Genomic DNA, 25,650 nt, shown 5'->3' with positions numbered 1-25,650 from the left:
GGTTTAGTGGCTCCCTGTCAAGAATCAAGGTCTAGCTTTTGCTAAAATCATTGTCCCTGATTGCTGATGCTGACTGGGGATAACTGCCAAGGGTTCTACTACTTAGAAAAAAATTACCAAGTTTGTGTTGATCACTCAAGGAGAAATTTTTATGGAAATATCTCGTCCTAATCAAGCAGAATTAAGCGCCGAAGAACAACAGGAACTAGAAAAGTTGCGAGCTATTATCGAACAGGCTAGTGTTGATGGCGTGATCACTCAAGGGGAAAGGGAAAGAATCACCCTAGCTATGAGGTCTGATGGTAAAGTGACCCTGGAAGAATTAGAGTTAGTCAGAACTTTAATTACCGAAAAAGTGAGCAAAGGGGAATTAGTTCTGGATTATCTTTAAACTCTGAAAAATCACATAAAAAAAGACGGGGTTTTCACCCCGTCCTATTTGTTAAGAATTATGACAAATCCTTGACTTGTGATACTAATTGTGCTACCACATCTTGAGCGCTACCAAAGAGCATAAAAGTTTTAGGATTGTAGAATAATTCGTTTTCTACCCCGGCAAAACCCGATCGCATACTGCGCTTAATCACGATCGTGTGCTGTGCCTTATCCACGTCGAGAATCGGCATTCCATAAATCGGACTAGCTTTATCGTGACGGGCAGCGGGATTAACCACATCATTTGCCCCAATAATTAACGCCACATCGACGCGCTCAAACTCAGGATTAATATCATCCATATCGTAGAGTTGCGGATAGGGAACATTAGCTTCGGCCAATAATACATTCATGTGTCCTGGCATTCTTCCGGCCACGGGGTGAATAGCATATTTAACCTCAACGCCATTTTTTTCCAACTGTTCAGCCAATTCTCGCACTGCGTGTTGTGCTTGGGCCACTGCCATGCCGTAACCTGGTACAATCACCACAGAACGCGCATAACCGAGCATCATTGCCCCTTCTTCTGAATCGATCGCATGAACCGATTTATCAAGGCTAGAAGTGGCGCTCGCTTCACCTCCGGCACTAGCACCGGTACCAAATGCCCCAAATAGTACACTAGCCAGCGATCGATTCATGGCTTTACACATGATCTGAGTCAGGATAATCCCCGACGCACCCACCAAAGCACCGGCGATGATCAACATACTATTCATCAGGATAAAACCGACTACGCTGGCGGCAAGTCCCGAAAAAGAGTTTAAGAGGGAGATAACTACGGGCATATCGCCGCCGCCGATGGGAAGCACGAATAAAGCCCCGAAAATTAAGGAAAGTCCCACCAAAGTCAGGAAAACATCGATCGAGGTGGGATTAAAAAAGAGATAGACACTACCACCTAAAAAGGTGAGTAGCAAGAGAATGTTAAAGGGTTGCTGGAAAGGAAAAGTTACGGGTGCGCCACTGATTAATTCCTGTAATTTGGCAAAAGCGAGGACACTACCGGTAAAAGTGACACCGCCGATCAATATACCCAAAATAGCGATCAGTATCGAGTCAAAGGCAATATTTTCACCACTTTGCAGTAAACGCCAGTATTCGCCCATGGCAATTAAAGCACTGGCAGCACCGCCTAAACCGTTAAAAATCGCCACCATTTGGGGCATAGCTGTCATCGGGACTTTTTGCGCCGAAACTAAGCCGATAATTGAACCAATCACCAACGCTACGGCGATTAAACCATAACTGAGGATTTCTTGATTGATTAAGGTGGCAATAACGGCGATTAGCATCCCGATGGCAGCCAGAAAATTGCCTTGACGGGCGGTAGCGGGGGAAGATAATTGTTTAAGACCGATGATAAATAAAATGGCGGCGAGTAGATAGGATAACTCGATCCCTGTGATCAGGGCATTATTCATGATTTAGCCTCTTTTTTCTTGAACATTTGCAGCATTCGATCGGTAACGACAAAACCACCGACCACGTTAACCATCGCCAAAATAACGGCAATTAACCCTAAAATTACGGTTAATTGGTGCCAATCCGTGCCTCCGGCGATGAGGAGCGCACCGACAACGGCGATACCTGAAATTGCATTCGCTCCCGACATCAGGGGTGTATGGAGAGTGGGAGGGACTTTATTGATTACCTCGAAACCGACAAAGGAAGCGAGGACAAATACCACTAAAGCGGTTAAAAGTTGGGCAGTCATTGGTTAAGTAAAAATGGGATGGGGTTTGGGGATTGGGGATTGGGGAAGTGGGGAAGTAGGAATTATGAATTATGAAGTGGGGAGAACAAAGCTGACTCCTGACGACCGACTCCTGATAGCTAAAAAGCGGATAACTGTTCACTGAGGGCGGATTTAATGCGTTGGTTGCGGATTTCGCCAGCGTGGGTGACACAGGCACTATCAATGATGTCATCGGCAAAATCGAGGTTTAAACTGCCCTCTTTGCTGACTAAAAGCTGTAGCAGCATTTGCAGGTTTTTGGCGTACATCTGGCTGGCATTGGTGGCCACTGTGGCAGGAAGATTAACGGCTCCAACGATTTTTACCCCATTTTCGATGATTTCTCGTCCCGGTTGGGTGTAGGCGCAATTTCCGCCCTGTTCCGCCGCTAAATCAACGATTACCGCCCCCGCTTTCATGGTGGCGATCATTTCTTTGGTGACTAGCAGCGGGGCCTGTTTCCCCGGTACTTGGGCGGTGGTGATCACCACATCAGCCCGCTTAATTGGTTCGGCTAGGGCTTGACAAATGCGCTCCTGTGTGCTAAGAGAAACCTCTTTGGCGTAACCGTTATCGGCGACGGTATCTTCTTCTAGGGGCATTTCAATAAATTTCGCCCCGACACTCTGCACTTCTTCTTTGACTTGGGGACGAATATCAAAAGCCTCCACCACTGCCCCCAAACGGCGGGCGGTAGCGCAAGCTTGCAATCCGGCAACTCCTGCCCCCAATACCAGCACTTTGGCTGGGGCGATCGTACCGGCGGCGGTAGTCATCATCGGGAACATTTTCGGCAGCTGCACGGCGGCGAGGAGTACCGCTTTGTAACCGGCGAGGTTAGCCTGAGAGGAGAGGGCATCCATACTCTGGGCGCGACTACTGCGGGGAATTAATTCCATGCTCAAAGCGGTGATCCCGCGATCGGCTAATTTGGCAATGCGCCGGGGTTGACGCAGGGGATCGAGAAAGCCGATGAGGATACCACCATTTTTCAGGCGATCGATCTCGCTATCGCTAGGAGGGACGACTTTGAGAATAATATCGGCAGTTTCATAGATATATTCGCTGTTTTCGCTCAGGGCGGCTCCCACGGCACTATAGGCACTATCGGCAAAGTTGGCACTAATTCCCGCCCCATTTTCGACAATTACCTCAAATCCCGCCTTGACTAAACGGGCGACGGTATCCGGCACTAGCGCCACCCGCGCCTCGCCTTGGTCACTTTCTTTGATTACGCCGATTTTCATGGCTGGGTTTCTCCTTAATAAGTCCTTCTCTTGTCTTATGCTATTAGGGTAAGGGTTTCGTTAAATGCGATCAATCCCCTGGGATAATTTCGAGTCAAAATTGCTTTTCACTTCTATCCTAGCTATCCTCACCTTTCTAGCTCTTTTTCGGGCTAAATCTTAGGATTATCTTCAGAATTAAAGGGTTTTGAGCGGCATTGCTTGGGACTTTTTCCTAATAATGAGGTACGAAGTTTTCGTTCTGAGTAATGTCGAAACGGTTAAAAGTAGATGGTCTTAGGTCGTAGATACCAAGTCAGTTTATACTTCATCTTTATAAAAAAGGCTGTAAGCTATTTCTCAATATCCGTTGTTTACCGTCTAGTAACTAGCATTTAATAAATAAAACAATGAAGAATTAATTAAAGAACATATTGATAGTCAATCCCAATGTTATTTTTATGTCAGTCGGATAGACTAAAAACATCAAATGAAAGTAGAGTGTTAAATATGGCGAAAATTGACTGTATTCAATTACCTACTGACTTAAGTGGCAGCTAAACTCTGGATCTGATGGCAGTTTATCTTGGGGGTATTTTACGATTTCTTCTCTATCTATTTTTATAGTCCCGTTCTTACTGTCTTTATTGTGCTTTTTTGGAGTTTTTCGCTCTTTCTCTGAAGACTGATTGTTGGGAAACCCTTTCTTGTTGGCTTTGATGCCTGGCTTAACTTGTTCTCTTTTGAGACGGTTGTTTTCGTTTTTTAACTGTTGATTTTATGCTCGTAATTCTTTAACTTCTGCTTGTAGTTCCTCTCTTAAGTTCAGTAATATTTCTACTGTCCGACCCATTGGTTAGTCTGCAATCCCTTTTGGCTCGATGGTTTGCAGTATATGTTCTCCTGATTTCTTGCTCGAATCTAGTTTTTGCGTCATCTGTCATATTCTATTATATCGCGTGTCCCTTGCTTACTTTTTTTCTCTATTACCCCTACTTATTGAGCGGATACGTTTCTACAATGACAGTTTTTCGTAAAAACATCTTGGGAAATGTAAAAACATATAAAAATATAGGCTCTTTTAGGTTCTGTGTGATAAGTTTAACTTACAATATGATCGATCAATCTTTGTGTCCTCTGTGTCTCCGTGGTTCCTTTCACTCCTGCGCCAGCCAGACTGTATCTTAGAATACATTTTACCCACCAAATCCAAGAGAGCCAAATATATGAAGATTTGCGGAATGTCGGTTGTAAAATAGTATCTTTACTAGACAAAGCTTTCAGGGTGTTTTGGTTGACGACTCAAATAAAATTGCTATAAGTGACGATAAAAGTTTAACTTTACTTTGCGCGATGCTAAATAACAAACTACAACTTCTGTTAACCAGGGTAGGCACATGGGCCGTTGCTGGTCTGATCGGCGGTTTGATCGGCTCTCTGGCTGCGGTACTGCTGACTGAGGCAATTAAACAAACCCTCGGGATTGCCTCAGGCCTAGGCAACGTCTGGCTACTGCTGCTGCCTCTGGTGGGCGTTACCTTAGCAGTGCTAGTCCTGTTTGGACTGGGTAGGGGCCAACCCGTGCAGACCTTAGCTCCCCGGGAGGCCACTGCCTCTGGCCGCTGGAGTTCTCTCATGGACTGGTACTCCTTCCCCCATGACATTGCGCGCGCCGATCTGACCGGTGACGTGGTGAACGCATCTGGCGCGGAAGAGCGCTTCCCCTGGAATCTAGCCCCCTTGCGGGCCCTAGCCATCCTCTCCACTGTTGGACTGGGTGCGCCCATGGGAACAGAATCACCGGCGGCTCATATTGGCGTGGCAACAGGGACCTGGTTGGGTAGTATAAATCCAGCCCTAGGCCAACTGGTGCGGCCCCTGGCCATCGGCGGCGGTGCGGCCAGTGTTTCTGCCCTGATGGGAATCCCTCTGGTGGGCAGCTTCTTTATGTTTGAGTTGAGTCAGCGACGTCAGGTTCCGCTCACCCCGGAGCGGGCAGCGGCGATGTTAGCAGGGGGACTGGTGGGATGGAGAGTCAACGTTGCCTTTAAACTGCAACTAATCCGGCTGGTGGTGCCGCAGGTTGCCCCGACTGACTTCTGGGATGCGGTGGGTGCCACTTTATTGATCGGAGCGATCGCTGGCATGATTACAGCCCTCACTGGGGAGGCGATCTACTGGGCTAGAGGCTTGCGGGACAAGCCCGCCACTCGTCTTCTCATCGGTGGCCTGATGATGCTGTTCTTGGCGATCGTGATCGGGCAGGTGGCGACTCCAGCAGCAGCTTTTGGGCCAGGGAGAGCCGCTATCGACTGGGCTGAAAACATTGAAACAACTCCTTACCATCTGTTGGCAGTAGCTCTGCTCCGGGCTGCGGCCACTACCGCTGCGGTTTTAGCTGGGGGCTGTGGCGGTGTGTTTGTCCCTTTTCTGGCGATCGGCGACCTCAGTGGCCGGGTGTTCGCCACCACCTTTGAAATTTCGGGGGATCTGGCGGGGGCAGCGGGGGCAGCGGCTGGTATTGCTGGCGGCTATCGCCTACCTCTGACCGCCATGGCCATGGTGCTGGGGGTGGGTGGACCGGGGGCAGCCCAGCTAACCTGCCTTGCCACAGTAGTGGTCGCCGCCCTTTCGGGATTGGTGGCCGCACGGGCAGCCAATCAACTCTCCAGTTCCCTCCGCGCAATGTTCCGCTAGAAGTCGCTGTCAGGGGACTAATCTCTTGTCTGGGGTAAATATACTTTACAATACAAAAAGAGACATAAGACTATATCGCCCCCTAACCAAAAAGGAAGGCTTTTAAACCTTCCTTACCATAGGAATTGGTCATTTATTGCCGTTTGCGAGCCAATACACCCAGAGAACCCACCGCTAATAAGTCTAAAAGAGTATCTGGTTCTGGGGTTAGAAATTAACCAGTCCGTTGATGCGGTCTAAGAGCAGGCGCGGATGAAGAAATAAATGGCCATCAGTAGCAGAAAAATATAAAAAGTGATCCGCACCAATTGATCGGGTAATTTCGGTAAAAAACGAGTGGTTACTTGTACACCTAGGGAACCACCGATACCTAAAATAATCCCTTGTAGATAAAGAATATAACCGGCTTGGGCATGAGCGAAACAGGCAGCGATCGAATTGAGTAAAACCACACCTAAACTGGTGACAATGGCGATTTTGATCTTTTCTGCCAAAAAAATCATCTGTAGTGGCACCATGATCGCCCCACCGCCAATTCCGAAAATACCAGCTAGAAATCCGGCGATTCCTCCGGTTAGCAGACGGGCTAGATTAGGATGCAATCTAATGGCAGAAACTGGCTCTTTTTGGCTTAAATTCTGCTTGAGGTTGGTTAAATAGATATTGAACAGTAAAAAACAACCAAAAGCCGCTTCTAGGATGTATTTCGGGCTATATTTAACCAGATAGACTCCGATAAATGCCGTAAAAATCCCGGGTAAACCTAAGAGGAGAACTCGCTGCCATTTGAGGGAACCTAATCGCCAATTTTGGATCGTACCCCCTAGGGAAGTAAAAACGATCGCTAAACTGCTGGTAGCCACCGATTCTCCGTAACTGTAGCCCAAATTTAACAGGATCGCCACGGAGATAGTGCCACCCCCAATACCGAATAAACCCGCTAATAAGCCTGAAAAAACGCCCGTTATCAGTAAAATTAAGTAATTGTCTGCCATTATCTTCGGTTCATGGCCTTGAAGGGTCTGAATTTGCTATTATACATAGGACTTACTGAAAAAGTAAGAGCAAAGCATTTAGATAGAAAATCTACGGTTTCAGCGATAGTTGATGCCCGAATGCTTCGCCCCTACAGGACTGGCACCTGTTTCGCAAAACCAGCTACTAAAACCCTTACCTCGTCTATATTTCACATTTATTCAGCAACTCCTAATTACAGAACCTTTATCCTTGCACTGCTGAGAAACTGACCTATGACTAAAAGAGCTTTACTACTAATTAATCGTCATTCGCGCAAGGGTAAAGAAAACTTTGCTCAAACTGTTGATCTGCTCAATCATTGGGATTTTGAAATTATCAGCGTCCCTTTGAAAAAGGTAGAAGATATACCTTTTTTGCTGGAAAAATATCGCTCTAATATTGATTTAGTTATTGTCGGTGGTGGCGATGGTACTCTTAATGCTATGGCGGATGTGTTGGTAGAAACTCGACTGCCCCTAGGCATTATACCTCTGGGAACAGCTAATGATTTAGCCCGGACTTTAGGGATACCGAATTCTATTGCCGAAGCCTGTCGAATTATTGCCGAAGGTAATTTAAAATATATCGATCTAGGTTGGGTAAATAATAAATACTTTTTCAACGTGGCTAGTTTGGGATTAAGTGTGAAAATTACCCAAAAACTGAGCAAGGGTTTAAAGCGACGTTTGGGAATTTTGGCCTATGCTTGGACAGCCTTACAGGTATTAAGTAAAACCCGTCCTTTTACCGCTATGATCGGTGTTGATGGCCAAAATATCAAAGTTAAAACCCTACAAATAGCGATCGGAAATGGTCGTTATTATGGGGGAGGAATGCCAATCGCTCATGATGCCCAAATCGACGATCAAAGGTTAGATTTATATAGCCTAGAAATTGAACACTGGTGGCAAATTTTCCCGCTTTTATGGACATTACCGCGAGGACAACAGGGTTTATTATCTTGGGTGAGAACTCTTAAGGGGAAAGAAATTCAAATTGAGACTCGTAAACCCCATAGTATCAACACCGATGGCGAAATTACTAGCACTACTCCCGCCATATTTCGAGTTATTCCAGCGGCCATAGGGGTCTATATTCCCCGTCAGGAAACACAATCTTAAAACTAACGAAAAGGAGGAGAATACAATAAACCCCCCTTTGTCCAAAGATTATTTAAACCTCGATCGAGTTGCAGGGGTTTACCGATTTCACGATCATAGATTTCACCGTAATTACCCACCTGTTTTAAGACTCTTTGGGCAAAATCATTGGGTAAACCCATATCTTCGCCTAACTTCTCATCAATACCCAAAAAGCGCCGAATACTGGGGTCTTTGCTATCGGCAAAAGTGCCAATATTTTGGGAGTTAATCCCGAATTCTTCCCCTTGAATTAAACTAAAAATGATCGAGCGGACGGCATTCGACCAAGCGGGATCACCATCGGCCACGGCCGGGGCCAAGGGTTCCTTCGATATTACCACTTCTAATAATTGATGATCCTGCGGTCGGGGAAAAACCGAGCGCCGGGCCACCAATTGGGAGCGATCGGAGGTGACAGCCTGACAGCGCCCCGCCTGATAAGCTGTATATAAGGCCTCCACATCATCGGAAACGATCGGTTTATAACCTTGAACTCCCGCTTTTGCCATGGCATCGGCCAGATTTTGTTCTGTGGTGGTTCCCGATAGCACACAAATGGACTTTCCGCTTAAATCTTCTAATTTCTTAATATTACTGGCTTTTGTGGCCATAATTCCCTGACCATCATAGAAAACCGGGGTGATAAACTCCATCCCCAGAGCGGTATCCCGGTTAATCGTCCAGGTGGTGTTGCGACTGAGAATGTCCACTTCTCCCGTCTGTACGGCAGTAAATCTCTCTTGGGGACTAAGTTTACGATATTCGACTTTGGCGGTATCATCAAAGATAGCTGCGGCAATAGCTCGGCAAATTTGCACATCTAAGCCGGAATATTCGCCCTTTTCATTAACAAAGCTAAACCCCGGCACTTCTCCGTTAATGCCACAAATTAACTTATCGCGATTTTTCACCGTTTGCAAGCGGCCCGCATCGGGACTACTTGCGGTGTTAGAACTAGAATTAGGTTGATTTTCCGTCCCACAGGCAGTAATTAGCAGTAAAAACAGGGACAATGCACAAAAACGCCACTTTAGCATAGATATTCTCTGAAAAATTTTTTTAGTCACTTAATTTTAGCGGAAAGACCAGAGCAAGCTTAACAGTATAGCCACGATCGCACCGATAACCGTATTGATTACATTGACCAATTCATTAGTTAACCACAGAAAGCGGGTTTGTAGGGTAGCGCCGATGAGACTTTCGATATTGGTAGCGATAAATGCCGCAATTACACACCATAACACACCAAGAAGATCGATCGCACCGATAGCCCATGCTAACAGGGAAATCGCCGTGGCTGCCAGCAAACCGGCGAGCGTTCCTTCCAAACTAACAGCACCTTCTGTTCCCCGGGGGACGGATTTAAAATTAGTAATCAGATAAGTAGTTTTACCGTAAGCTTTACCCACCTCACTGGCAGTAGTATCGGCTAATTTGGTGCTAAAACTAGCCACATAAGCGAGTATTAAGAGGTAATCCCAGGGAGAAGCGGCAAAAAGACTGAGGATAGCGCAAATTGCCCCCGCTAAAGCGGAACCCCAGACATTTTCTGGACCGCGTACCCCCGCTCTTTTTTCGGCGATTCCCTCCGCTTCCTTGCGCGCTAAACCGATGCGGGTGACAGTAGAACCGACGAGGAAATAGAATAAAACAATTAGATAACCGCGCCATCCCAAGCTTCCCCAGACAATTACCCCTAAAACCCAAGCATGGAGATAACCCATCCGAGTTAAGAGCTTTTTTGGGGCAATTGCAGCGATTCCGAGGAGGACGGTATTGAGAAGAACAGCGACGAGCCAAGGATTAGTTAACATAGTATCTAGACAAAGTTTACCTCCCCCATTGTATCGATCGAGTCGATGAAAACTAATCAACCCTATCAACCTCTTTTACTGCGAATTCTGCACGGATTAACGGGAATTGTCCTCATTGCCGCCATGGTTACGGCCTATTGGACTTATGATACTTTTGACGGTCGTTGGTTAAAACTGCCCCTACCAGAATATCAAGAAATTGAAAGTATTCATGGCACTTTTGGCCTCTATACTCTGATTATCTTTCCCGTTTTTGCTATCTATGCTTTTCGTCGCGGCAACAAAAGATTAATTCAAAGTGATTCTCTTAACAAATTAACCCAATTTGGTAAGCCGATTTGGTGGTATAGTCTCCATCGTTTAGTCAATACTTTGACTCTTTTTGCCCTAACTTTTGCTTTGTATAGTGGCCGGATGATGGATTCCAAATGGCTACCGGAAGGGGAATTAAATCACTTTTGGTATTATGCCCATTTGCTCAGTTGGTTAATTATGGTAGTATGTCTGGTGCTGCACCTGCTCATGACTGCTAAAGTGGGGGGAGTTCCCCTGTTATTGTCTATCCTTAAATGGGGTTTTCGTGAACAAGATAGCCCGAAATTATGGTTATCTCAATTACGTCAATGGGGGTTAAGTTTGCGTCTAGCCAATACTTTTCAGTGGCTACAATCTCTTAACTTATATAAAGTCTTAGAAATTGTTATTTTATTGGCTATTATAGCAGCTTGGATTATTCCCAAGTTTGACTATTCCTAGCCGATTTCGACAACAACAGCAGCGAAAAGTTTACGGGAGCATCTCATTTATGCAAGTGAGTAATTATACTTATCCATAAAACTGTTTTCTAGCAAGACTTTCAAAATAGCTTGACATAAAAACCTGATTTAGAGATTACAAAGGTGAGATGCTCCCAAGTTTACTATACAAAATCGTCCATAAGCTACTGATTTATCGATCCCGACGAGCGAGAATAATCATCGTCTTTGCTAAGGGAGCAAAATGCCAGAATTACTGTACTTAAAAAACTCAACAGTTGACGACGAGACAATTTCACTACTTCACAACGGGGTCAAACGCCACCTTTTCTGTGGTTGAGGCTCCACTGACTTTTATGCGTCCCTAAGCAAGACCCTTTACAGATATAGCCAGGACATAGTTTGACGAGTCAAGACACGAATTGCGTATTTCAACTGTTCGGAACGACTATTATAGTCTTTTCCCCCAAAATGTCCCGCAATACCAGAAAATTTCGGTTCAACGGGAAACCTTTTACAAACATTAGCCGATTGTGATGCTAAATTAATAGCTTGATAATATTGATGTTCACTATAAAAACAACCCTGCTGATGATTTTTGTGCATCGGCTGCAGGTAACTTTCATAGAAGCATTTGCTAAAGACAAGAAAACGAGTATCTGCATAGGAAGGATTATTTTGTTTGTTCTGTAATTGTTGCCAAATCGGCCATTTAAAATCACATAAACACTCAAAGGGACTTTTAACCCTCTCTAAAATATCGGTCATATTTAGAAGATAAATTCTACCAGTTATCTTGGCAATATAAGAAGACTCTTTGACCAGTGCTGATTTTAAAATTCCCTGCTCTATTAATAGGGTTTCGCCGTAACCTTTGCCAAAATTACGAGGAAAATCATTGGCATCTAGTGAAATAAATTCAATTTGTTTGTTATGGGGATTTTCTTGAGTCGTTTCTTGCAATCGCTCAAGAGGCCAACCAGAATTTTCCACAAATAGTATTTTTTTGATACGAGGATGAAAATTAATATAATACTTCAGGGAATTATAATAATCTTCCTGCCTTTGCTCAGGAACAGTTGGATAGGCTTTCGGCATACCTTTAATATTAATTGTTGCTGTTAAAAGTAAAACTAATTCCTGCTCTAAATTTAACCAACCAGCTTGAAAACCTGTTCGTGATGTATTCATAAGCTATTGTCTGTATTTATTGTGGGTTCTTCTCGAGTTTGTGTGATAATTTTTGCCTAGGGAACGCAAAATGTTTACCGGACAAGACTTTTAAGACTATTTTGGCGTTCGGTGAAGCTCAGTGGAGCCGCGGCGCGGAAGAAACTATCAGTATAGATCTCATAGATCTCGTTTTCACACAGAAACCAGAAGATCGCTATTGTGTGATTAGGGCAGTTTTCATCGGAATGAGGCATGGGCAAGAGACTTAAACTATTTGTTGGCAAAATTTGTCGATAACTCCTTAACGTGAAACGCCCTATAGTTTTGTGATAGTTTTGACAGACCAGAATTTAATATGTCCGTGATCCCAAAGAGCGGTAAAATGATCGTCCATCTTACCCGTAGCCGCTAGGGCCAAATTTTTGAGATAACTATGATAGGGAGTGGATATCAGCGCATATCCTCCGGGTTGCAGCAGATTATAAACGCTCTTAGCATAATCGCGCGGAGCATAGACGTGTTCTACCACTTCCAAACTAATTAGCAGCGGAAAAGTACCAAATTTACTAGCCAGATCATCATAGGCGGAGCCAACGTATAGATCAAGTTCAGGATAGGCTTTTTTTGCCTCTGCTATCCCCGATTCGGAAGGATCGCAGCCACTGACTTGAAATCCTTTTTCTGATAACCAATTAGCGATCGAACCGTTGCCACAACCGAGGTCAAAAATACGCTTTTCAGGAGGAGCAAGATCGGCAAAAATCTGACTTAGAGAGGGGAGCAAATAAGCGTGGGCAGTCCCACAGCAAGAATTTTGATAATGATAATAATCTGACATATCTTAAAATAGTTAGTATATAAGTATTTTTCGTGGTATCACCACTATCGCAGGGTAATACAAAAAGTAACTTTTGTCAAGGGTTTGGTGAAATTTATTCTTACATCCCATTGATAGGATATAGCATAGCATTTTATCAATACATCGCATATGCTATTGTCAATGGACATCCTGCAAAAATTAAAAACCTTCGCTTATGTGAAAATTCTCCGAGCCATTGTTCTCCTAGTCAGAAGTCGTAAACTTACCATTAATAGCTGATCTCTGTTATCAGAAAACCTCAACAATTACCAAAGCGGATCGGAGTATAAATGAACAGTTAAAGAATCTCGATCGCCGGGGATACCAGTAATACAACTACAGATTTGAGTACCATCATCTAATTCTACCTCGCAAGCGTGACAGGAACCCATTAAACAGCCAGTGGGAATGTCAATTCCTGCTTTTTTGGCCACATCTAATAATAGTTCTCCCGTTTCCGCTTCCATGATAATATCATCTGGTAAAAAACGCACTGAAATAGTCATAATTTCTCCTTACAAATGAGCAAAAATAGGTTTAAGATTTAAATGTTCTTCCAATAAATTAGCCATAGTATCGAAGGTTATTTCCCTTTGTTCACTATAGTTAGCAATTCCCGTAGGCAAAGACAATAAACCGCGACGCTGACGCAGATGATTTAGCCAATTTCTTCGCCAAGAACCATTATCAAAGATACCATGTAAATAACAGCCCCAAATTGAGAGAGAATCATTAACAATTCCTAGACTAGCATCCTCCTCGAACATTTTTTGATAACCTGATTCACTTTCCCATTCGCTTATTCCCTGGTGAATTTCGTATCCTGTTACTGGTAAACCCCCTTGGGGATAATTAGATAAAACTTGTCGTTGACGGGTAATTTTTTCGGCAGTAATTACCGTTTTTAAGGGCAGTAAATTTAAGCCAGCTGCCTCACTATCGGGACCTTCTCGATGATCAGGATCCAGGATTAATCGCCCTAACATTTGCAAACCACCACAGATGCCAAAGATAATACCTCCCCTTTGGTGATAGGCTTGTAATTGATTAGCCATACCACTTTGATTAAGAGCAATTAAATCAGCAACAGTGGTTTTAGAACCGGGGATAATTACCCCATCAGGATCACCTAAAGATTCCTGTAATTCTAGATAACGTACATTAACCGTTGCTTCACCACAGAGAGGGTCAAAATCCGTAAAATTAGCGATATGAGGCAGACGAATTACACTGATATTTAGTTCAGCTTTGGGTTTTTGAGCAGGGCGATCAAGTAGACTGAGAGAATCCTCGGCACTTAAAAAGATATCACTATAGGGAAGAACTCCCAACACGGGAATTTTTGTGTAATCTTCTAGCCAAGTAATCCCCGAATCTAAGAGAGATTTTTGTCCGCGAAATTTATTGATCACAATACCTTTAATTAAAGCTCTTTCCTCCGGTTCTAATAATTCTAACGTACCGACGACATGAGCAAAAGCCCCCCCGCGATCAATATCCACCACTAAAATAGTAGCGGCATCGAGATATTTAGCCACCCGCATATTAGTTAAATCCCGATGTTTGAGATTTATTTCCGCCGGACTTCCCGCACCTTCACAGACAACTAGATCAAATTCTGTTGATAATTTAGCTAAAGATTCTTTAATTGCTTGCCAACCTTGCTCAAAATAATTCTGATAATAATCCACTGCCGTGGTGACACCAACAGCCTTACCTTTAATAATCACCTGAGAGGTCATATTTCCCTGGGGTTTTAATAAAATTGGGTTCATTTCTACCCGGGGAATTGTCCCCGCGGCCCATGCTTGTACCGCCTGGGCGTGACCCATTTCTCCCCCTCCGGCGGTAACATAGGCATTAAGGGCCATATTCTGACCTTTAAAGGGTGTTACCTGCCAACCTTTTCGGTTGAATAAACGACATAAAGCGGCAGTTAAAAAAGATTTACCCGCGTGGGAAGTCGTCCCCACTACCATAATTGCTTTCATCTAGTTTTTTTTAATTGAGCATTTTCAGTTAACTGATAACTGATAACTGATAACTGACTCCCAACAGCATTAAAAAGAAAACCAACGTTGCAGAGTATTGAAAAATCTTTGCCAGAAATTGGGTTTAGGGAAAAAGTCCCCTTGGGGTTGCCATTTTTCTATTAATTTCCTCCCCAAAGGAGTGAGACGAAAACTATCGGTTATCCCCTGTCCATCTACTTCGCGCCGCAAAATTCCCACTTTAATCAACCAGAGAAGATAGCTTTCCGCTGCTGCTTCCGTCAGTAGTCTGGAAGTATAACCTTTCTCTAAACCCCCAGCACCCGGAATGCTTAAAAGTGATACACTTTGCTCCAGCATAGCGACGAATAAAGTAAGACGGAAAGGGGAACAACAAAGGGCGCGTTCGGCCCTAGTGATGGTAGCATCAGGATAATTGATGGCGGTAACGGTGGGAGTCGATAGGCTCATAGATTCCGGTCGTTTAGCTATTGATAAACTCATTGTTACATTGATCTGGCCTCAACCCCTATCAACCCCAATCACCGATAAAATAGGGATGAAGTGTTAAGTAGCTTGAGTATTTATGAAGTCTCCCGAACCGTTCGATACTAAATATACCCCAGAAGAAGTGGAAGTGGAAATTGAAACCGACGATTTCCCCCCCGTTGATACCCGGGTTAGTTTCGCAGCCACTGTTGAAAAAGTGAAAACTTGGTACGGCAGCTTGTCCACACCAGCACAGGTGGTTGTGGCAGTGGCGGGGGTTTTTGTGACTTTTTCGATTTTAACGGCAATTTTACGGCTAGTTAGCGCAGTTTTAAGCGCTTTAATCCTCGCAGCTATTTTTTATCTTATCTATCGTTACATCCTCAAACCGAAATTTTAGTCGGCTATGCACATTTTCTGTTCAATGTCAAGAGTTTGGTTGATAAAAAAAACTTATGGAAGAAACAGACACTAGAGATATCTTGAGGGAAAATGCCGCTAAGTTGGGATTGTCCCAGATCCAGCGTCATCTATTTCTCTGCTGCGATCAGACTAAGCCAAAATGTTGTGACAAGCAAGAAGGGTTAGAAGTGTGGGATTATCTAAAGAAGCGGTTAAGTGAATTAGAACTCGATCGCCCCAGCGCCGACCGTCCGGGCTGTATTTTTCGCACTAAAGCCAACTGTTTGCGGGTTTGTAGCCAAGGCCCAATTTTATTAGTGTACCCGGAAGGAGTCTGGTATGGAAGGGTCAACAAGGAAGCGATCGAAAGAATTATCCAAGAACACCTAATCGGGAATCAAATCGTCACCGAAAATGCTTTCCTTTGCCACGATTTACCAGCAATCTCTCTGAACTGTCTAGGAGAAGAAACCGAAACAATAGAGGAAAACAGGGTTAAAACTAGCTGAAACCCTAATTAACTGCACATATCTAACTACCTGTTGCATGAGTGCCTGTCGATCCTTTGGCCGTCTCCATTCCCCCAACCCTGCAGCCCAGAAAAATAGCGATGAAAGAGACCAACAAAGACAATAAACAACTTTTATTAATCGACGATGACCCAAATTTAATACTTTTGGTGAAAGATTATCTAGAGTTTCGTGGTTATAGGGTGATAACCGCAGAAAACGGTCGGGAAGCTCTAGAAATCCTCGAAAGCGGGGCAAATGCTACCAAAGCATCGGAAATACCCGATATCATTATCTGTGATCTGATCATGCCGGAAATGGACGGTTATGCCTTCCTCGAAAAAATTCGTCAGGACAGTCGTTTTAGTGGCATTCCTGTGATTTTTCTCTCCCCTAGTGGTCAAAGTCAGGACAAGACAACAGGTTTAACCAACAGGGCCGATTTTTATATAGTCAAACCCTTTGAACCAGAGAAATTAGTGGCCCTGGTGGAGTCTTCCCTCAAACAAGCGGGCCAGTTGCCGAAACGCATCACCCGCAGCCATTCCGAGTATGTCACCCCTCTTCAGGTTCCAGCTAATGTGGAATTAACCCCAACGGAGTTAAAAGTAGTACAATTGGTCGCCCAGGGACTGGCTAATCGGGAAATCGCAACAAAACTCAATGTTAGTCAACGGACAATCGAAAGTCATGTGTCGAATATGCTCCATAAAACCGGTCTTCATAATCGCACGGAATTGACCCAATGGGCGATCGAAAGTAACAAGCTGTTGACTATCTAGAGCTTGCTGAAAAAGACCTAGGGTAGGGTAGGAGTTTCAGGCTTTGTTGCCCTCCTTTTTTGTACGAGTTCATGTACTGTGATAAGGATAATGTAAGGTTTTTGAATGTCCTAATCCTATTTTCTGGCACTAACATCGGACTTTAACAGGTCAAAAGCCTTATTTTAAAAGGGTTTTACCATTATTCAGCCAGCCCTATTTGGTTATCAAAAATCGGGCTAAAATAGAAAAAACTCATCCTCAGCGACCACGGCGATGGCAGAAGAAACAGCAAAAATCAAGCTTTATCGAAAAACCTATCAACTTCCCCAACTAAATCGCCCCGATTTATTAGTTTTGCAGGATCAGATTCAAGAAAGAGAGCAACTGATTAAAACCGGGAAACGGGTTCGCAATATATGGCTGGGATTGAGTAAAAAAGAAGAACCCCTCAATTTCGAGGAAACTTTTCAAGAATTAGAAAGATTAGTCGGGGACTATAACCAGTTAATCAGATTTCTCGCCGACCATAAGGATGAATACCGGCGGTTTTTCCAGTCACTGACCGAGGAAATCAAGGAGGCCGTGGCGGTTAAATGCCAGAAATTGGCGGAAACAGAGCGAAAACGCCAATCTTTGGAGAATAGCATCGGATCGGCCGAACTCGAACTGCGAGATACCCTGAGACTACAGAAACAGCAGATTTTGCAGACCGTGATTCTCGTTGGTCGCTCTAGCTTGCTTATGCTCAAGAAAATCGACCTAATCGGCGAAAGTATCGAGAAATTAGCTGAAGATCAGGATACACACAAACAGGTTTTCTCGAAAATGACTGGCCAGTTGAACCGTTATAAACAAGTGTATCAGCTGCAGCTGGAGTTAGATAATCTGGAAAAAGAAGCGATCGAAATGTCTCAAGTAGCCATTAATCTAGAACAATACCTAAAACCAATTATCGGACAGTTTCAGGGCTTAATTGATCGAGTAGTGACCATTGACGGGGAACTTTCTCGCAGTGTCAGCGAAGTGGAATCCCTCGTCCAGAACATTCTCAGTTCCGAATTGGCCCTCTCTTTCGGCAGAAACGAGAATCTATCGGCTAGTTTGCTCAATTTCCTCGTCACCAGTGAAGAAAAGCGCGGCCGTTTAGCGATCGCATTAGAGCGAGCCGAGCAGGAAGGATGGCAATGGACGGAAGTAGAAATCCCCAACGAGGAAATCGAACTGGAAACCGCCATTCAACGCATCAATAACCATGTAATCGAGAGAGTCGGGAATTTTACCACCTCTGTAGTCGGTGACTCTCCTATTCCTCCCCTTTCTCAACTAGAGACAGCACTAGGCAATAGAACTTCATTTATCGAAAAATTACCCAATCGAGTAACACTGGAGATGGTGAACTTACCAGCAGGTGAATTTCTTATGGGATCTCCTGACAGCAATTCTGAAAAGCCTCAACACCAAGTTCAAGTCAACAGTTTTGCGATCGGGAAATATCCAGTGACTCAGGCACAATATAAAGCGGTAATGGGAACCAATCCCTCTCATTTTGAAAATAATCCGCAAAATCCAGTGGAAATGGTTAGTTGGAGAGATGCTCGAGCTTTTTGTAAGAAATTAAGTCAAATAACAGGGAAAATCTATCGCCTACCGACGGAAGCGGAATGGGAATATGCTTGTAGAGCGGGGACAACCACGCGCTTTTATTTCGGTGATGATGCCAATCAGTTAGGAGATTACGTTTGGTATAGCGGAAATTCTCAGCAGACAACTCATCCTGTGGGCCAGAAAAAACCCAATGCTTGGGGACTCCATGACATGAGTGGCAATGTTTGGGAGTGGTGCCAAGACGATTGGCATAATAACTATATTGGAGCAACCGAGGATGGATCAGCGTGGCTTATCGATAATGATAATCGCTCTCAATCTCCCAAGTGTCTGCGGGGCGGTTCTTGGTTTGACTACCCTAGTAGCTGTCGTTCTGCTGATCGCAACAGGGGCTATCCCGACTACATCAACGATAGCTTCAGTTTTCGGGTGGTGTGCGGTGCTGGGAGGACTCTGTAACCTTTTTTACCCTTTTTTCAATTTTCCTCTTTTTCCCGCCGCTAGGTGGGTCGATTATTCAGCCAACCCTAGATAAAGAGTGAGAAACAACCTAAACCCTTACCCCAAGAATCGGTACAAGGAAGCTTTTTTCAACATCTGAACCGCAACAATCATGCGTTAGATTTATCGGGTGCTTGCCTGATTTGTACCCTGTAATGGGGCGCTGGAAATTCTCTTAATCCCTGCTGTAGCACAGGTTATGGCCTTTTGTCAACAGGGAAGTCTAGGAATCAGCAATTCTCATTTTGAAACGATTTTGCGTTGTTTCAGCGATCTAGAGATTCGTTAAGAATTATTAACCCCTCTGGGTGCAAGGGTTTTAATGTCATGAAACCTTAAAATGAGAATTGCTGTCTAGGAATAATATTCTTAAGCTAGCCAAAAAACTTGGCTTTATCTTTAACTAATTTTGTCCCGATTCCAGCGGCAATCACTTCGGAGACAATGCTAATTAAACGATAGATAGCAACGGTGACAAGTACGTTAGCGGCGGGAAATTTCTCTGTGTCTAAAAGTGCGATCGCTGTGACCTCAAACACTCCTAATCCTCCCGGCGCTCCGGGGACAACTAAACCCAATAACCAAGCAAAACTAAAGGTTCCTAAGAGGGGTAAAATCTGAGCGGGAGTAATCATTTTTAATACCATCCAAGCTAAAATAAAACCTGCACCGCGCCACAATAAAAATCCGGTTTCACCCAAGAGAGGGACGAGAGGATATCTAGTTAAATAAACAGGTTCTTGAGTAATCTTTTTCTTTTGGCTAAGGATTTTGAGAGGATAATTTAAAAATTTGGGATGAATGCCGATTAAAATCAATCCTAAAACTAATATCTGTATCCCTAGACTGGCGCTAGATTTCATCCAACCTAAACCACTACCAATAACTGCTATGGCTAAGGCTGCACACACCAGCAATAAAAGTTCTAATAAAACGCTTAAACTAGCGGTTCCCCAATCACTTCCTGCTTTATTAATTGCCACAATGCGAGCATAAAAGTGTCCGATATTACCGGGTAGATATTTTCCTAAATTGGTAATCATATAGATCCCAATTCCTGCGGAGGTTTTAATCGGTTGTTGATAGCTTTTGAGTATCCATGTCCACACCCATCCTGCCCAAATTTGAGCGATAACTGTGGTTACAAGTGCCAAGAAAAGAAATAACCAACCGTGATTTTCAATTCTAACTGAGGTGACGTTATCCCAGTTATTTTTAAGATTACTGAGAACAAAAAATAAGGTTCCCCCAATAATCAGCCAACGTAGAAACTTTTTCAGCATTTCATTTTTTCCTTTATTCATTTTCTGGAGGAAACCAATCGAGAGCGAGCAGGTTTTCTAAACTGTAGGGACATTTCTGAGGAAAACTAACTTGATTATCGGTTTTTTCTCTAACATAATTTAAGGTTTTCTGATAAATGCGAGGTAATTCTTGACTGAGATAATTGCGGAGATTAGTAGTTAAATAAGTATCGATCTGGTTTTTGAAATTGACAGTTTCTGAGCGCAAATGACTACGATTATATGTTCTTTCATCTTGCCAAAATTGTAATAATAAACAATGTCTAATAATTTGCTGTAAAAAACTAGCAACACGAAACTTTTTTTCGTTTCCCAAATCTTCTAACTCCTCAATTAAGTTTTCTAAGTCTAGCGATGCAAGATTTTTAGCCTTGAGCAGTTCTATAGTTTCTTCTAACCAAAGATAATCATCAATTTCGTAGAGAGTTTTTAAGTCGGGAATAACAGTCATTTTTTATCTCCTTTATTCGTAAGGTGGTAGCCAATTAGGATCGAGAAGTTCTGCTAAACTGTAGGGACAAGTATCGGGAAAGTTAACTTGATTATCAGTTTTTTGACGAATGTATCGCACTGCATCTTCATAGATATTATCAAACTCTTGCTCCAGATATTTACGAAGATTTGTGGTTAAATAACGTTTTAGTTTATCTTTAAAACTCACTATCTCTGCTTGCCAATGAGCTTGATTATATTCTCTTTCCCTTGTCCAAAATTGTAATAATAAACAATGTCTAATAATTTGCTGTAAAAAACTAGCAACCCGAAACTTTTTTTCGTTTCCCAAATCTTCTAACTCCTCGATTAAGTTTTCTAAATCTAAAGCGTCAAATCTTCTCGCTTTCAAAAGTTCTATAGTTTCTTCTAACCAAAGAGAATCATCAATTTCGTAGAGAGTTTTTAAGTCGGGAATAACAGTCATTTTTATCTCCTTTATTCGTAAGATGGTAGCCAATTAGAATCGAGAAGTTCTTCTAAACTGTAGGGACAAATATCAGGAAAGTTGACTTGATTGTTGGTCTTTTTTCTCACATAACGGAGTGCTTTCTGATAAATATTATCAAATTCTTGTTCTAAATATTTCCGTAAACTTGCCGTTAGGTAGGTATTTAATTGATCTTGAAAATTTACTAGTTCTGCTTGCCAATGACTTTGATTATATTCTCTTTCCCTTGTCCAAAATTGCAGTAACAAAGCATGACGAATAATTTGCTGAAAAAAACTAGCAACACGAAACTTTTTTTCGTTTCCCAAATCTTCTAACTCCTCGATTAAGTTTTCTAAGTCTAAAGCGTCAAATTTTCTCGCTTTCAAAAGTTCGATGGTTTCTTCTAACCAAAGAGAATCATCAATTTCGTAGAGAGTTTTTAAGTCGGGAATAACAGTCATTTTTTATCTACTTTATTCGTAAGGTGGTAGCCAATTAGGATCGAGAAGTTCTTCTAAACTGTAGGGACAAGTATCAGGGAAAATAACTTTATTCTTTGTCTTTTTCCGCACAAAGAAAACTGCATCTTCATAAATACTAGTTAATTCATTTTGTAAATAATTACGAAGATTGGTGGTTAAGCCTCTTTTTAGCTGAATTTGAAAGTTGACTATTTCTAACTCCCAGTGATCCTGATTATATTCTCTTTCCCTTGTCCAAAATTGTAATAATAAACAATGTCTGATAATTTGCTCTAATAAACTGGCAACACGAAACTTTTTTTCGTTTCCCAAGTCTTCTAACTCCTCGATTAAATTATCTAAGTCTAAAGCGTCAAATTTTTTAGCCTTGAGCAGTTCGATAGTTGCTTCTAACCAAAGAGAATCATCAATTTCGTAGAGAGTTTTTAAGTCGGGAATAACAGTCATTTTTTATTTCCCCTAGAATGGGCAATAGTGACCAGTTAAACCGATCACTACAGCTTTTATATACTAGATAATTTTAGCGGAGCGCAGACCGAAAAAGAGACCGAGGGCAATTCCGCTAAAAACGATCAGATAACCCGCTAAAGCGGCAACAGCTAACACAGACATGGTGAAAATCTCCCAAGTAATTTAATCTTTTTTAGCATTGTACCGTTATTCTTGCCCTTCCCCTTCCTCGTCTTCCATATCTTCCCCAAAGCGCTGCTGGGGGGGAATTGCGGCGACAATTGCCTCGATTACCTTGCCGACTGGAACAATTTCTAAGCCCACATCTTCGGGATAAACTTGACCTCTGGGGACAATCGCCCGTTTAAAGCCCAATTTCGCCGCTTCTTTTAATCTTAGTTCCATTTGCGACACTAAGCGCACTTGTCCGCCTAATCCCACTTCCCCGATTAAGACTGTGCGCGGATCCACGACTCGATCGCGAAAACTAGCGACAACAGCGATCGCAACTCCCAGATCCGCCGCCGGTTCTTCCACTCCCAACCCTCCTGCGGAAGCAACATAGGCATCTAATTTCGATAAAGGAATGCCGACGCGCTTTTCTAAAACGGCGAGAATTTGCTGTAATCGGTTGTATTCTATGCCAGTAGTCGATCTTCGCGGGGAAGCATAACTGGTAGGGCTAACTAATGCCTGTAGCTCCACCACAATCGGGCGTGTACCTTCACAGGCTACCACCGTCGCCGTACCCGGGGAAAATTCGTCGCGATTGCCTAAAAATAATTCTGAGGGGTTTTCCACTTCCACCAAACCGTGATCCACCATCTCGAAAATACCGATCTCATGGGTTGCCCCAAAACGGTTTTTCACAGATCTTAAGAGACGATGGGAGGCATAGCGATCGCCTTCAAAATATAACACCGTATCGACCAAATGTTCCAAAACTCGCGGACCGGCGATCGCCCCTTCTTTAGTAACATGACCGACAATCAATAAAGTAATATTCTCCCGTTTTGCCACCTGCATCAAGGCGGAGGTACATTCGCGAACTTGGGCGACAGATCCCGGTGCGGAAGTTAACGCCCCAAAATAAAGAGTTTGAATACTGTCAATTACCGCCACCTGTGGGCGTAAAGATTCTAATTCCCGCAAAATTTCCTCTAAATCGGTTTCTGGCAGAACATAGAGATGATTATCGAGTTCTGCGGTTGATTCAGAGGCTTTGTTCTCCTTGCCATTGCCGTTATTTTCCGACTCCACGGGAACCACTCCCACCCCCAAACGGGCAGCCCGCAGTTTAATCTGTTGTCCCGATTCTTCGGCGGAAACGTAGAGGATGCGCGGTAATCTTTGGGCGAGTTGGTTGGTAACTTGCAGTAAAAGCGTCGATTTGCCGATACCCGGATCGCCACCGATTAGTACAAGAGAACCGGGGACAATGCCGCCACCGAGAACGCGATCGAATTCCCCGTAACCGGAGGGAAAACGTTCCTGTTCATACTGGGTAATTTCCGAGAAGCGCACCGAGATGCGCGGTTGGGGGTTGCGTTGCCCTTTGCCGTTATTTGGGCGACTATTTTGCCATCCTGGGCGATTTCCCGCCGGATTATTGCCACCAGCCATCACTTGTTCTTCTAGCGTCCCGTAGGTGTCACAACTGGGGCATTTTCCCAACCATTGGGGAGATTCCGCCCCACAAGCGCTACAGATATATATTGTTCGCGATTTCGCCATGTTTTTTAAGAAAAGTTGAAGAAAAGCGGTTTGAGGATCAATTCTCTTGTCAAATTTAATTAAGTATGATAGGGGGGAAGGAAGCCACTGAAGTTATTGATAATCGCCATAAAAGAAATAAAATAAGAAATTTAGGCTTAATGATAACGGCCAAAGGATATTCTATAAACAGGAACGCTCGTTATTTAACTTTAAAATTCATCACACTATTTAACTAAGGAGTGTTAAGTCAGTTGGAGAACCAAAAGGAAAAAATTCTCGTTGTTGATGATGAAGCCAGCATCCGTCGTATCTTAGAGACTCGTTTGTCGATGATTGGTTATGAAGTCGTCACCGCCGCCGACGGTGAGGAAGCTTTAGAAACCTTCCGCACCGCTGAACCCGATTTAGTGGTTTTGGATGTGATGATGCCGAAATTAGACGGTTACGGTGTCTGTCAGGAACTCCGCAAAGAATCGGATATTCCTATCATTATGTTAACCGCTTTGGGCGATGTGGCCGATCGAATTACCGGGCTAGAATTGGGGGCGGATGACTATGTAGTTAAACCTTTTTCTCCCAAAGAACTCGAGGCGCGGATTCGTTCGGTGTTGCGTCGGGTGGAGAAAAATGGCGCTCCGGGGATTCCTAGTTCCGGTGTGATTCATATTGGTTCCATTAAAATCGATACTAATAAACGCCAAGTTTATAAGGGGGATGAACGCATCCGTCTGACTGGTATGGAATTTAGTTTACTGGAATTATTGGTCAGTCGCTCGGGAGAAGCTTTTTCCCGTTCGGAAATCCTTCAGGAAGTTTGGGGTTATACCCCCGAACGTCATGTGGATACGCGGGTGGTAGATGTGCATATTTCCCGTTTACGAGCCAAATTAGAGGATGATCCCAGTAATCCTGAGTTAATTCTCACCGCTAGAGGTACAGGCTATCTTTTCCAGCGGATTTTAGAACTAGACGAGGAATAGTTCTCAGCTATGGCACCAGCTGATCCCAATCGTATTTTAAGACTGTTACCCCTGTTCGCCGGCATCGTCGGGGGTACGGTATTAATGTTTAATCGTTTTGCCACTGCCGATTTAACCCCATCGCAAGCGCGTTCCGATGTGATGGGAGTGATTTTGAGTGGGGTTTTAATTTTGGTGGGTTTAATCTGGCAAAGAGTTCAACCCCGCTTACCGGATGCGGTGGAATTAATCGGGCGCGAAGGCCTGGAATTTGCCCCAGATTTGCCAGAATCAGTTAAAATTGAGCTTGCTTGGGCTTCCCATTTACTTTTAACTAACACCGCCACAAAATCTCTGATCGTTTATTATCAGGGAGAAGTTTTATTACGTCGCGGTATCTTAAGCCAGAATTCTGAAGTTAAAGTTAGTAATATTATCAAAAGAGTTTTAGAAACCAGTAAAGCAGTTTATTTAGTTAATTTAAATTTATATCCCGCTAAAATCGAGTTTGACTATTTGCCAGAAAACACCCAAGGACTAATCTGTCAACCCATCGGTAAGGAAGGGGTGTTAATTTTGGCGGCAAATGCACCGCGCAGTTATACTAAACAAGACGAAATTTGGATCGAGGGAATTGCTGATAAATTAGCCAACACTTTCAGTCAGTTTTAGACGATTTTAGTAGGATTTAAGTATT

28 protein-coding genes and 1 pseudogene are annotated in these 25,650 nt (G+C 43.5%); 10 read left to right on the top strand and 19 right to left on the bottom strand.

The window, feature by feature from the left end:
* Positions 1–151 precede the first annotated feature (151 nt).
* Positions 152–391: a hypothetical protein gene (locus ACE3JL_RS19435; RefSeq protein WP_271988206.1), complete on the top strand. Its 240-nt coding sequence runs from the start codon at positions 152–154 to the stop codon at positions 389–391.
* 58 nt (positions 392–449) lie between these two features.
* Here ACE3JL_RS19435 and ACE3JL_RS19430 read toward each other — a convergent pair whose 3' ends face one another.
* From ACE3JL_RS19430 to ACE3JL_RS19420, 3 genes are all read right to left on the bottom strand, one after another.
* Positions 450–1,859 (bottom strand): NAD(P)(+) transhydrogenase (Re/Si-specific) subunit beta, encoded by a 1,410-nt coding sequence (locus tag ACE3JL_RS19430; RefSeq protein ID WP_002733654.1) that lies wholly within the window; start codon positions 1,857–1,859, stop codon positions 450–452.
* Positions 1,856–2,152, bottom strand: a complete 297-nt coding sequence (locus ACE3JL_RS19425) for an NAD(P) transhydrogenase subunit alpha (protein WP_002785583.1) — start codon at positions 2,150–2,152, stop codon at positions 1,856–1,858. The genes ACE3JL_RS19430 and ACE3JL_RS19425 overlap by 4 nt, the downstream gene beginning before the upstream one ends.
* A 119-nt stretch (positions 2,153–2,271) precedes the next feature.
* On the bottom strand, positions 2,272–3,420 hold the full coding sequence (locus ACE3JL_RS19420) for a Re/Si-specific NAD(P)(+) transhydrogenase subunit alpha (RefSeq protein ID WP_375328174.1): 1,149 nt from the start codon (positions 3,418–3,420) through the stop codon (positions 2,272–2,274).
* A 1,332-nt stretch (positions 3,421–4,752) separates the two neighbouring features.
* Between ACE3JL_RS19420 and ACE3JL_RS19415 the strand changes: the two genes are divergently transcribed.
* Complete coding sequence (locus tag ACE3JL_RS19415; protein WP_375328173.1) at positions 4,753–6,096, top strand: chloride channel protein; 1,344 nt, start codon at positions 4,753–4,755, stop codon at positions 6,094–6,096.
* Between the two features lie 133 nt (positions 6,097–6,229).
* Here the strand turns inward: ACE3JL_RS19415 and ACE3JL_RS19410 are convergent.
* Together ACE3JL_RS19410 and ACE3JL_RS19405 are read right to left on the bottom strand one after the other, a co-directional pair.
* A pseudogene (locus tag ACE3JL_RS19410) lies at positions 6,230–6,298 on the bottom strand (PEP-CTERM sorting domain-containing protein); the annotation flags it as partial.
* Between the two features lie 34 nt (positions 6,299–6,332).
* A complete protein-coding gene (locus ACE3JL_RS19405) occupies positions 6,333–7,091 on the bottom strand; it encodes a sulfite exporter TauE/SafE family protein (protein ID WP_375328172.1) in 759 nt (252 codons plus the stop codon).
* Positions 7,092–7,346: 255 nt separating this feature from the next.
* Here ACE3JL_RS19405 and ACE3JL_RS19400 point away from each other — a divergent pair, with 255 nt between their 5' ends.
* Complete coding sequence (locus ACE3JL_RS19400; protein WP_375328171.1) at positions 7,347–8,234, top strand: lipid kinase; 888 nt, start codon at positions 7,347–7,349, stop codon at positions 8,232–8,234.
* A gap of 2 nt (positions 8,235–8,236) precedes the next feature.
* On the opposite strand, the gene ACE3JL_RS19395 is transcribed toward ACE3JL_RS19400, so the two are convergent.
* Both ACE3JL_RS19395 and ACE3JL_RS19390 read right to left on the bottom strand, forming a co-directional pair.
* Entirely contained in the window at positions 8,237–9,292 is a 1,056-nt protein-coding gene (locus tag ACE3JL_RS19395; RefSeq protein WP_375328170.1) for an amino acid ABC transporter substrate-binding protein, read from the bottom strand.
* 36 nt (positions 9,293–9,328) lie between these two features.
* Positions 9,329–10,069 carry a TIGR00297 family protein gene (locus ACE3JL_RS19390; protein ID WP_375328169.1) on the bottom strand — a complete coding sequence of 247 codons (741 nt, stop codon included), beginning with the start codon at positions 10,067–10,069 and terminating at the stop codon, positions 9,329–9,331.
* Between the two features lie 45 nt (positions 10,070–10,114).
* Between ACE3JL_RS19390 and ACE3JL_RS19385 the strand changes: the two genes are divergently transcribed.
* Positions 10,115–10,825, top strand: a complete 711-nt coding sequence (locus ACE3JL_RS19385) for a cytochrome b/b6 domain-containing protein (protein WP_375328168.1) — start codon at positions 10,115–10,117, stop codon at positions 10,823–10,825.
* 377 nt (positions 10,826–11,202) lie between these two features.
* Here the strand turns inward: ACE3JL_RS19385 and ACE3JL_RS19380 are convergent, their stop codons facing one another.
* From ACE3JL_RS19380 to ACE3JL_RS19360, 5 genes are all read right to left on the bottom strand, one after another.
* Positions 11,203–12,015, bottom strand: coding sequence for a hypothetical protein (locus ACE3JL_RS19380; protein WP_375328167.1), 813 nt, complete (start codon positions 12,013–12,015; stop codon positions 11,203–11,205).
* Positions 12,016–12,313: 298 nt separating this feature from the next.
* Entirely contained in the window at positions 12,314–12,835 is a 522-nt protein-coding gene (locus ACE3JL_RS19375; protein ID WP_375328166.1) for a class I SAM-dependent methyltransferase, read from the bottom strand.
* A gap of 287 nt (positions 12,836–13,122) precedes the next feature.
* A complete protein-coding gene (locus ACE3JL_RS19370; RefSeq protein WP_002746667.1) occupies positions 13,123–13,362 on the bottom strand; it encodes a 2Fe-2S iron-sulfur cluster-binding protein in 240 nt (79 codons plus the stop codon).
* Between the two features lie 9 nt (positions 13,363–13,371).
* Entirely contained in the window at positions 13,372–14,847 is a 1,476-nt protein-coding gene (gene cobQ / locus ACE3JL_RS19365; RefSeq protein WP_375328165.1) for a cobyric acid synthase CobQ, read from the bottom strand.
* A 69-nt stretch (positions 14,848–14,916) separates the two neighbouring features.
* A complete protein-coding gene (locus ACE3JL_RS19360) occupies positions 14,917–15,318 on the bottom strand; it encodes an Npun_F0494 family protein (RefSeq protein ID WP_271988867.1) in 402 nt (133 codons plus the stop codon).
* 115 nt (positions 15,319–15,433) lie between these two features.
* On the opposite strand from ACE3JL_RS19360, the gene ACE3JL_RS19355 reads away from it, so the two are divergent.
* The 4 genes from ACE3JL_RS19355 to ACE3JL_RS19340 all read left to right on the top strand — a co-directional run bounded on the left by ACE3JL_RS19355 (position 15,434) and on the right by ACE3JL_RS19340 (position 19,075).
* A complete protein-coding gene (locus ACE3JL_RS19355) occupies positions 15,434–15,736 on the top strand; it encodes a hypothetical protein (protein WP_271988858.1) in 303 nt (100 codons plus the stop codon).
* Positions 15,737–15,791: 55 nt separating this feature from the next.
* Complete coding sequence (locus ACE3JL_RS19350; RefSeq protein ID WP_271988857.1) at positions 15,792–16,247, top strand: ferredoxin; 456 nt, start codon at positions 15,792–15,794, stop codon at positions 16,245–16,247.
* 101 nt (positions 16,248–16,348) lie between these two features.
* Entirely contained in the window at positions 16,349–17,029 is a 681-nt protein-coding gene (locus tag ACE3JL_RS19345) for a response regulator transcription factor (protein WP_375328164.1), read from the top strand.
* Positions 17,030–17,284: 255 nt separating this feature from the next.
* Positions 17,285–19,075, top strand: coding sequence for an SUMF1/EgtB/PvdO family nonheme iron enzyme (locus ACE3JL_RS19340; RefSeq protein ID WP_271988855.1), 1,791 nt, complete (start codon positions 17,285–17,287; stop codon positions 19,073–19,075).
* 416 nt (positions 19,076–19,491) lie between these two features.
* On the opposite strand, the gene ACE3JL_RS19335 is transcribed toward ACE3JL_RS19340, so the two are convergent.
* The 7 genes from ACE3JL_RS19335 to radA form a co-directional block, all read right to left on the bottom strand.
* A complete protein-coding gene (locus ACE3JL_RS19335; RefSeq protein ID WP_271988854.1) occupies positions 19,492–20,421 on the bottom strand; it encodes a YbhN family protein in 930 nt (309 codons plus the stop codon).
* Positions 20,414–20,872 carry a DUF29 domain-containing protein gene (locus ACE3JL_RS19330; protein WP_271988852.1) on the bottom strand — a complete coding sequence of 153 codons (459 nt, stop codon included), beginning with the start codon at positions 20,870–20,872 and terminating at the stop codon, positions 20,414–20,416. Before ACE3JL_RS19330 ends, ACE3JL_RS19335 begins: the two co-directional genes overlap by 8 nt.
* A 12-nt stretch (positions 20,873–20,884) precedes the next feature.
* On the bottom strand, positions 20,885–21,340 hold the full coding sequence (locus ACE3JL_RS19325; protein WP_375328163.1) for a DUF29 domain-containing protein: 456 nt from the start codon (positions 21,338–21,340) through the stop codon (positions 20,885–20,887).
* Positions 21,341–21,351: 11 nt separating this feature from the next.
* Positions 21,352–21,807 carry a DUF29 domain-containing protein gene (locus ACE3JL_RS19320; RefSeq protein WP_375328162.1) on the bottom strand — a complete coding sequence of 152 codons (456 nt, stop codon included), beginning with the start codon at positions 21,805–21,807 and terminating at the stop codon, positions 21,352–21,354.
* Positions 21,808–21,819: 12 nt separating this feature from the next.
* The gene (locus ACE3JL_RS19315; RefSeq protein ID WP_375328161.1) at positions 21,820–22,275 is read right to left on the bottom strand and encodes a DUF29 domain-containing protein; all 456 of its coding nucleotides are present in this window, start codon (positions 22,273–22,275) and stop codon (positions 21,820–21,822) included.
* Positions 22,276–22,338: 63 nt separating this feature from the next.
* On the bottom strand, positions 22,339–22,440 hold the full coding sequence (gene petL / locus ACE3JL_RS19310; RefSeq protein WP_002742381.1) for a cytochrome b6-f complex subunit PetL: 102 nt from the start codon (positions 22,438–22,440) through the stop codon (positions 22,339–22,341).
* Positions 22,441–22,485: 45 nt separating this feature from the next.
* Entirely contained in the window at positions 22,486–24,012 is a 1,527-nt protein-coding gene (gene radA / locus ACE3JL_RS19305) for a DNA repair protein RadA (RefSeq protein ID WP_002789029.1), read from the bottom strand.
* A gap of 233 nt (positions 24,013–24,245) precedes the next feature.
* Between radA and rpaB the strand changes: the two genes are divergently transcribed.
* Both rpaB and ACE3JL_RS19295 read left to right on the top strand, forming a co-directional pair.
* Positions 24,246–24,974, top strand: coding sequence for a response regulator transcription factor RpaB (gene rpaB, locus ACE3JL_RS19300; protein WP_002734727.1), 729 nt, complete (start codon positions 24,246–24,248; stop codon positions 24,972–24,974).
* Between the two features lie 9 nt (positions 24,975–24,983).
* Complete coding sequence (locus ACE3JL_RS19295) at positions 24,984–25,625, top strand: cofactor assembly of complex C subunit B (protein WP_271988847.1); 642 nt, start codon at positions 24,984–24,986, stop codon at positions 25,623–25,625.
* The last annotated feature ends 25 nt before the right edge of the window (positions 25,626–25,650 follow it).

Source organism: Microcystis sp. BLCC-F210, assembly GCF_042134685.1.
GTDB lineage: Bacteria > Cyanobacteriota > Cyanobacteriia > Cyanobacteriales > Microcystaceae > Microcystis > Microcystis aeruginosa_D.
This window is presented reverse-complemented; position numbering and strand designations above follow the sequence as displayed.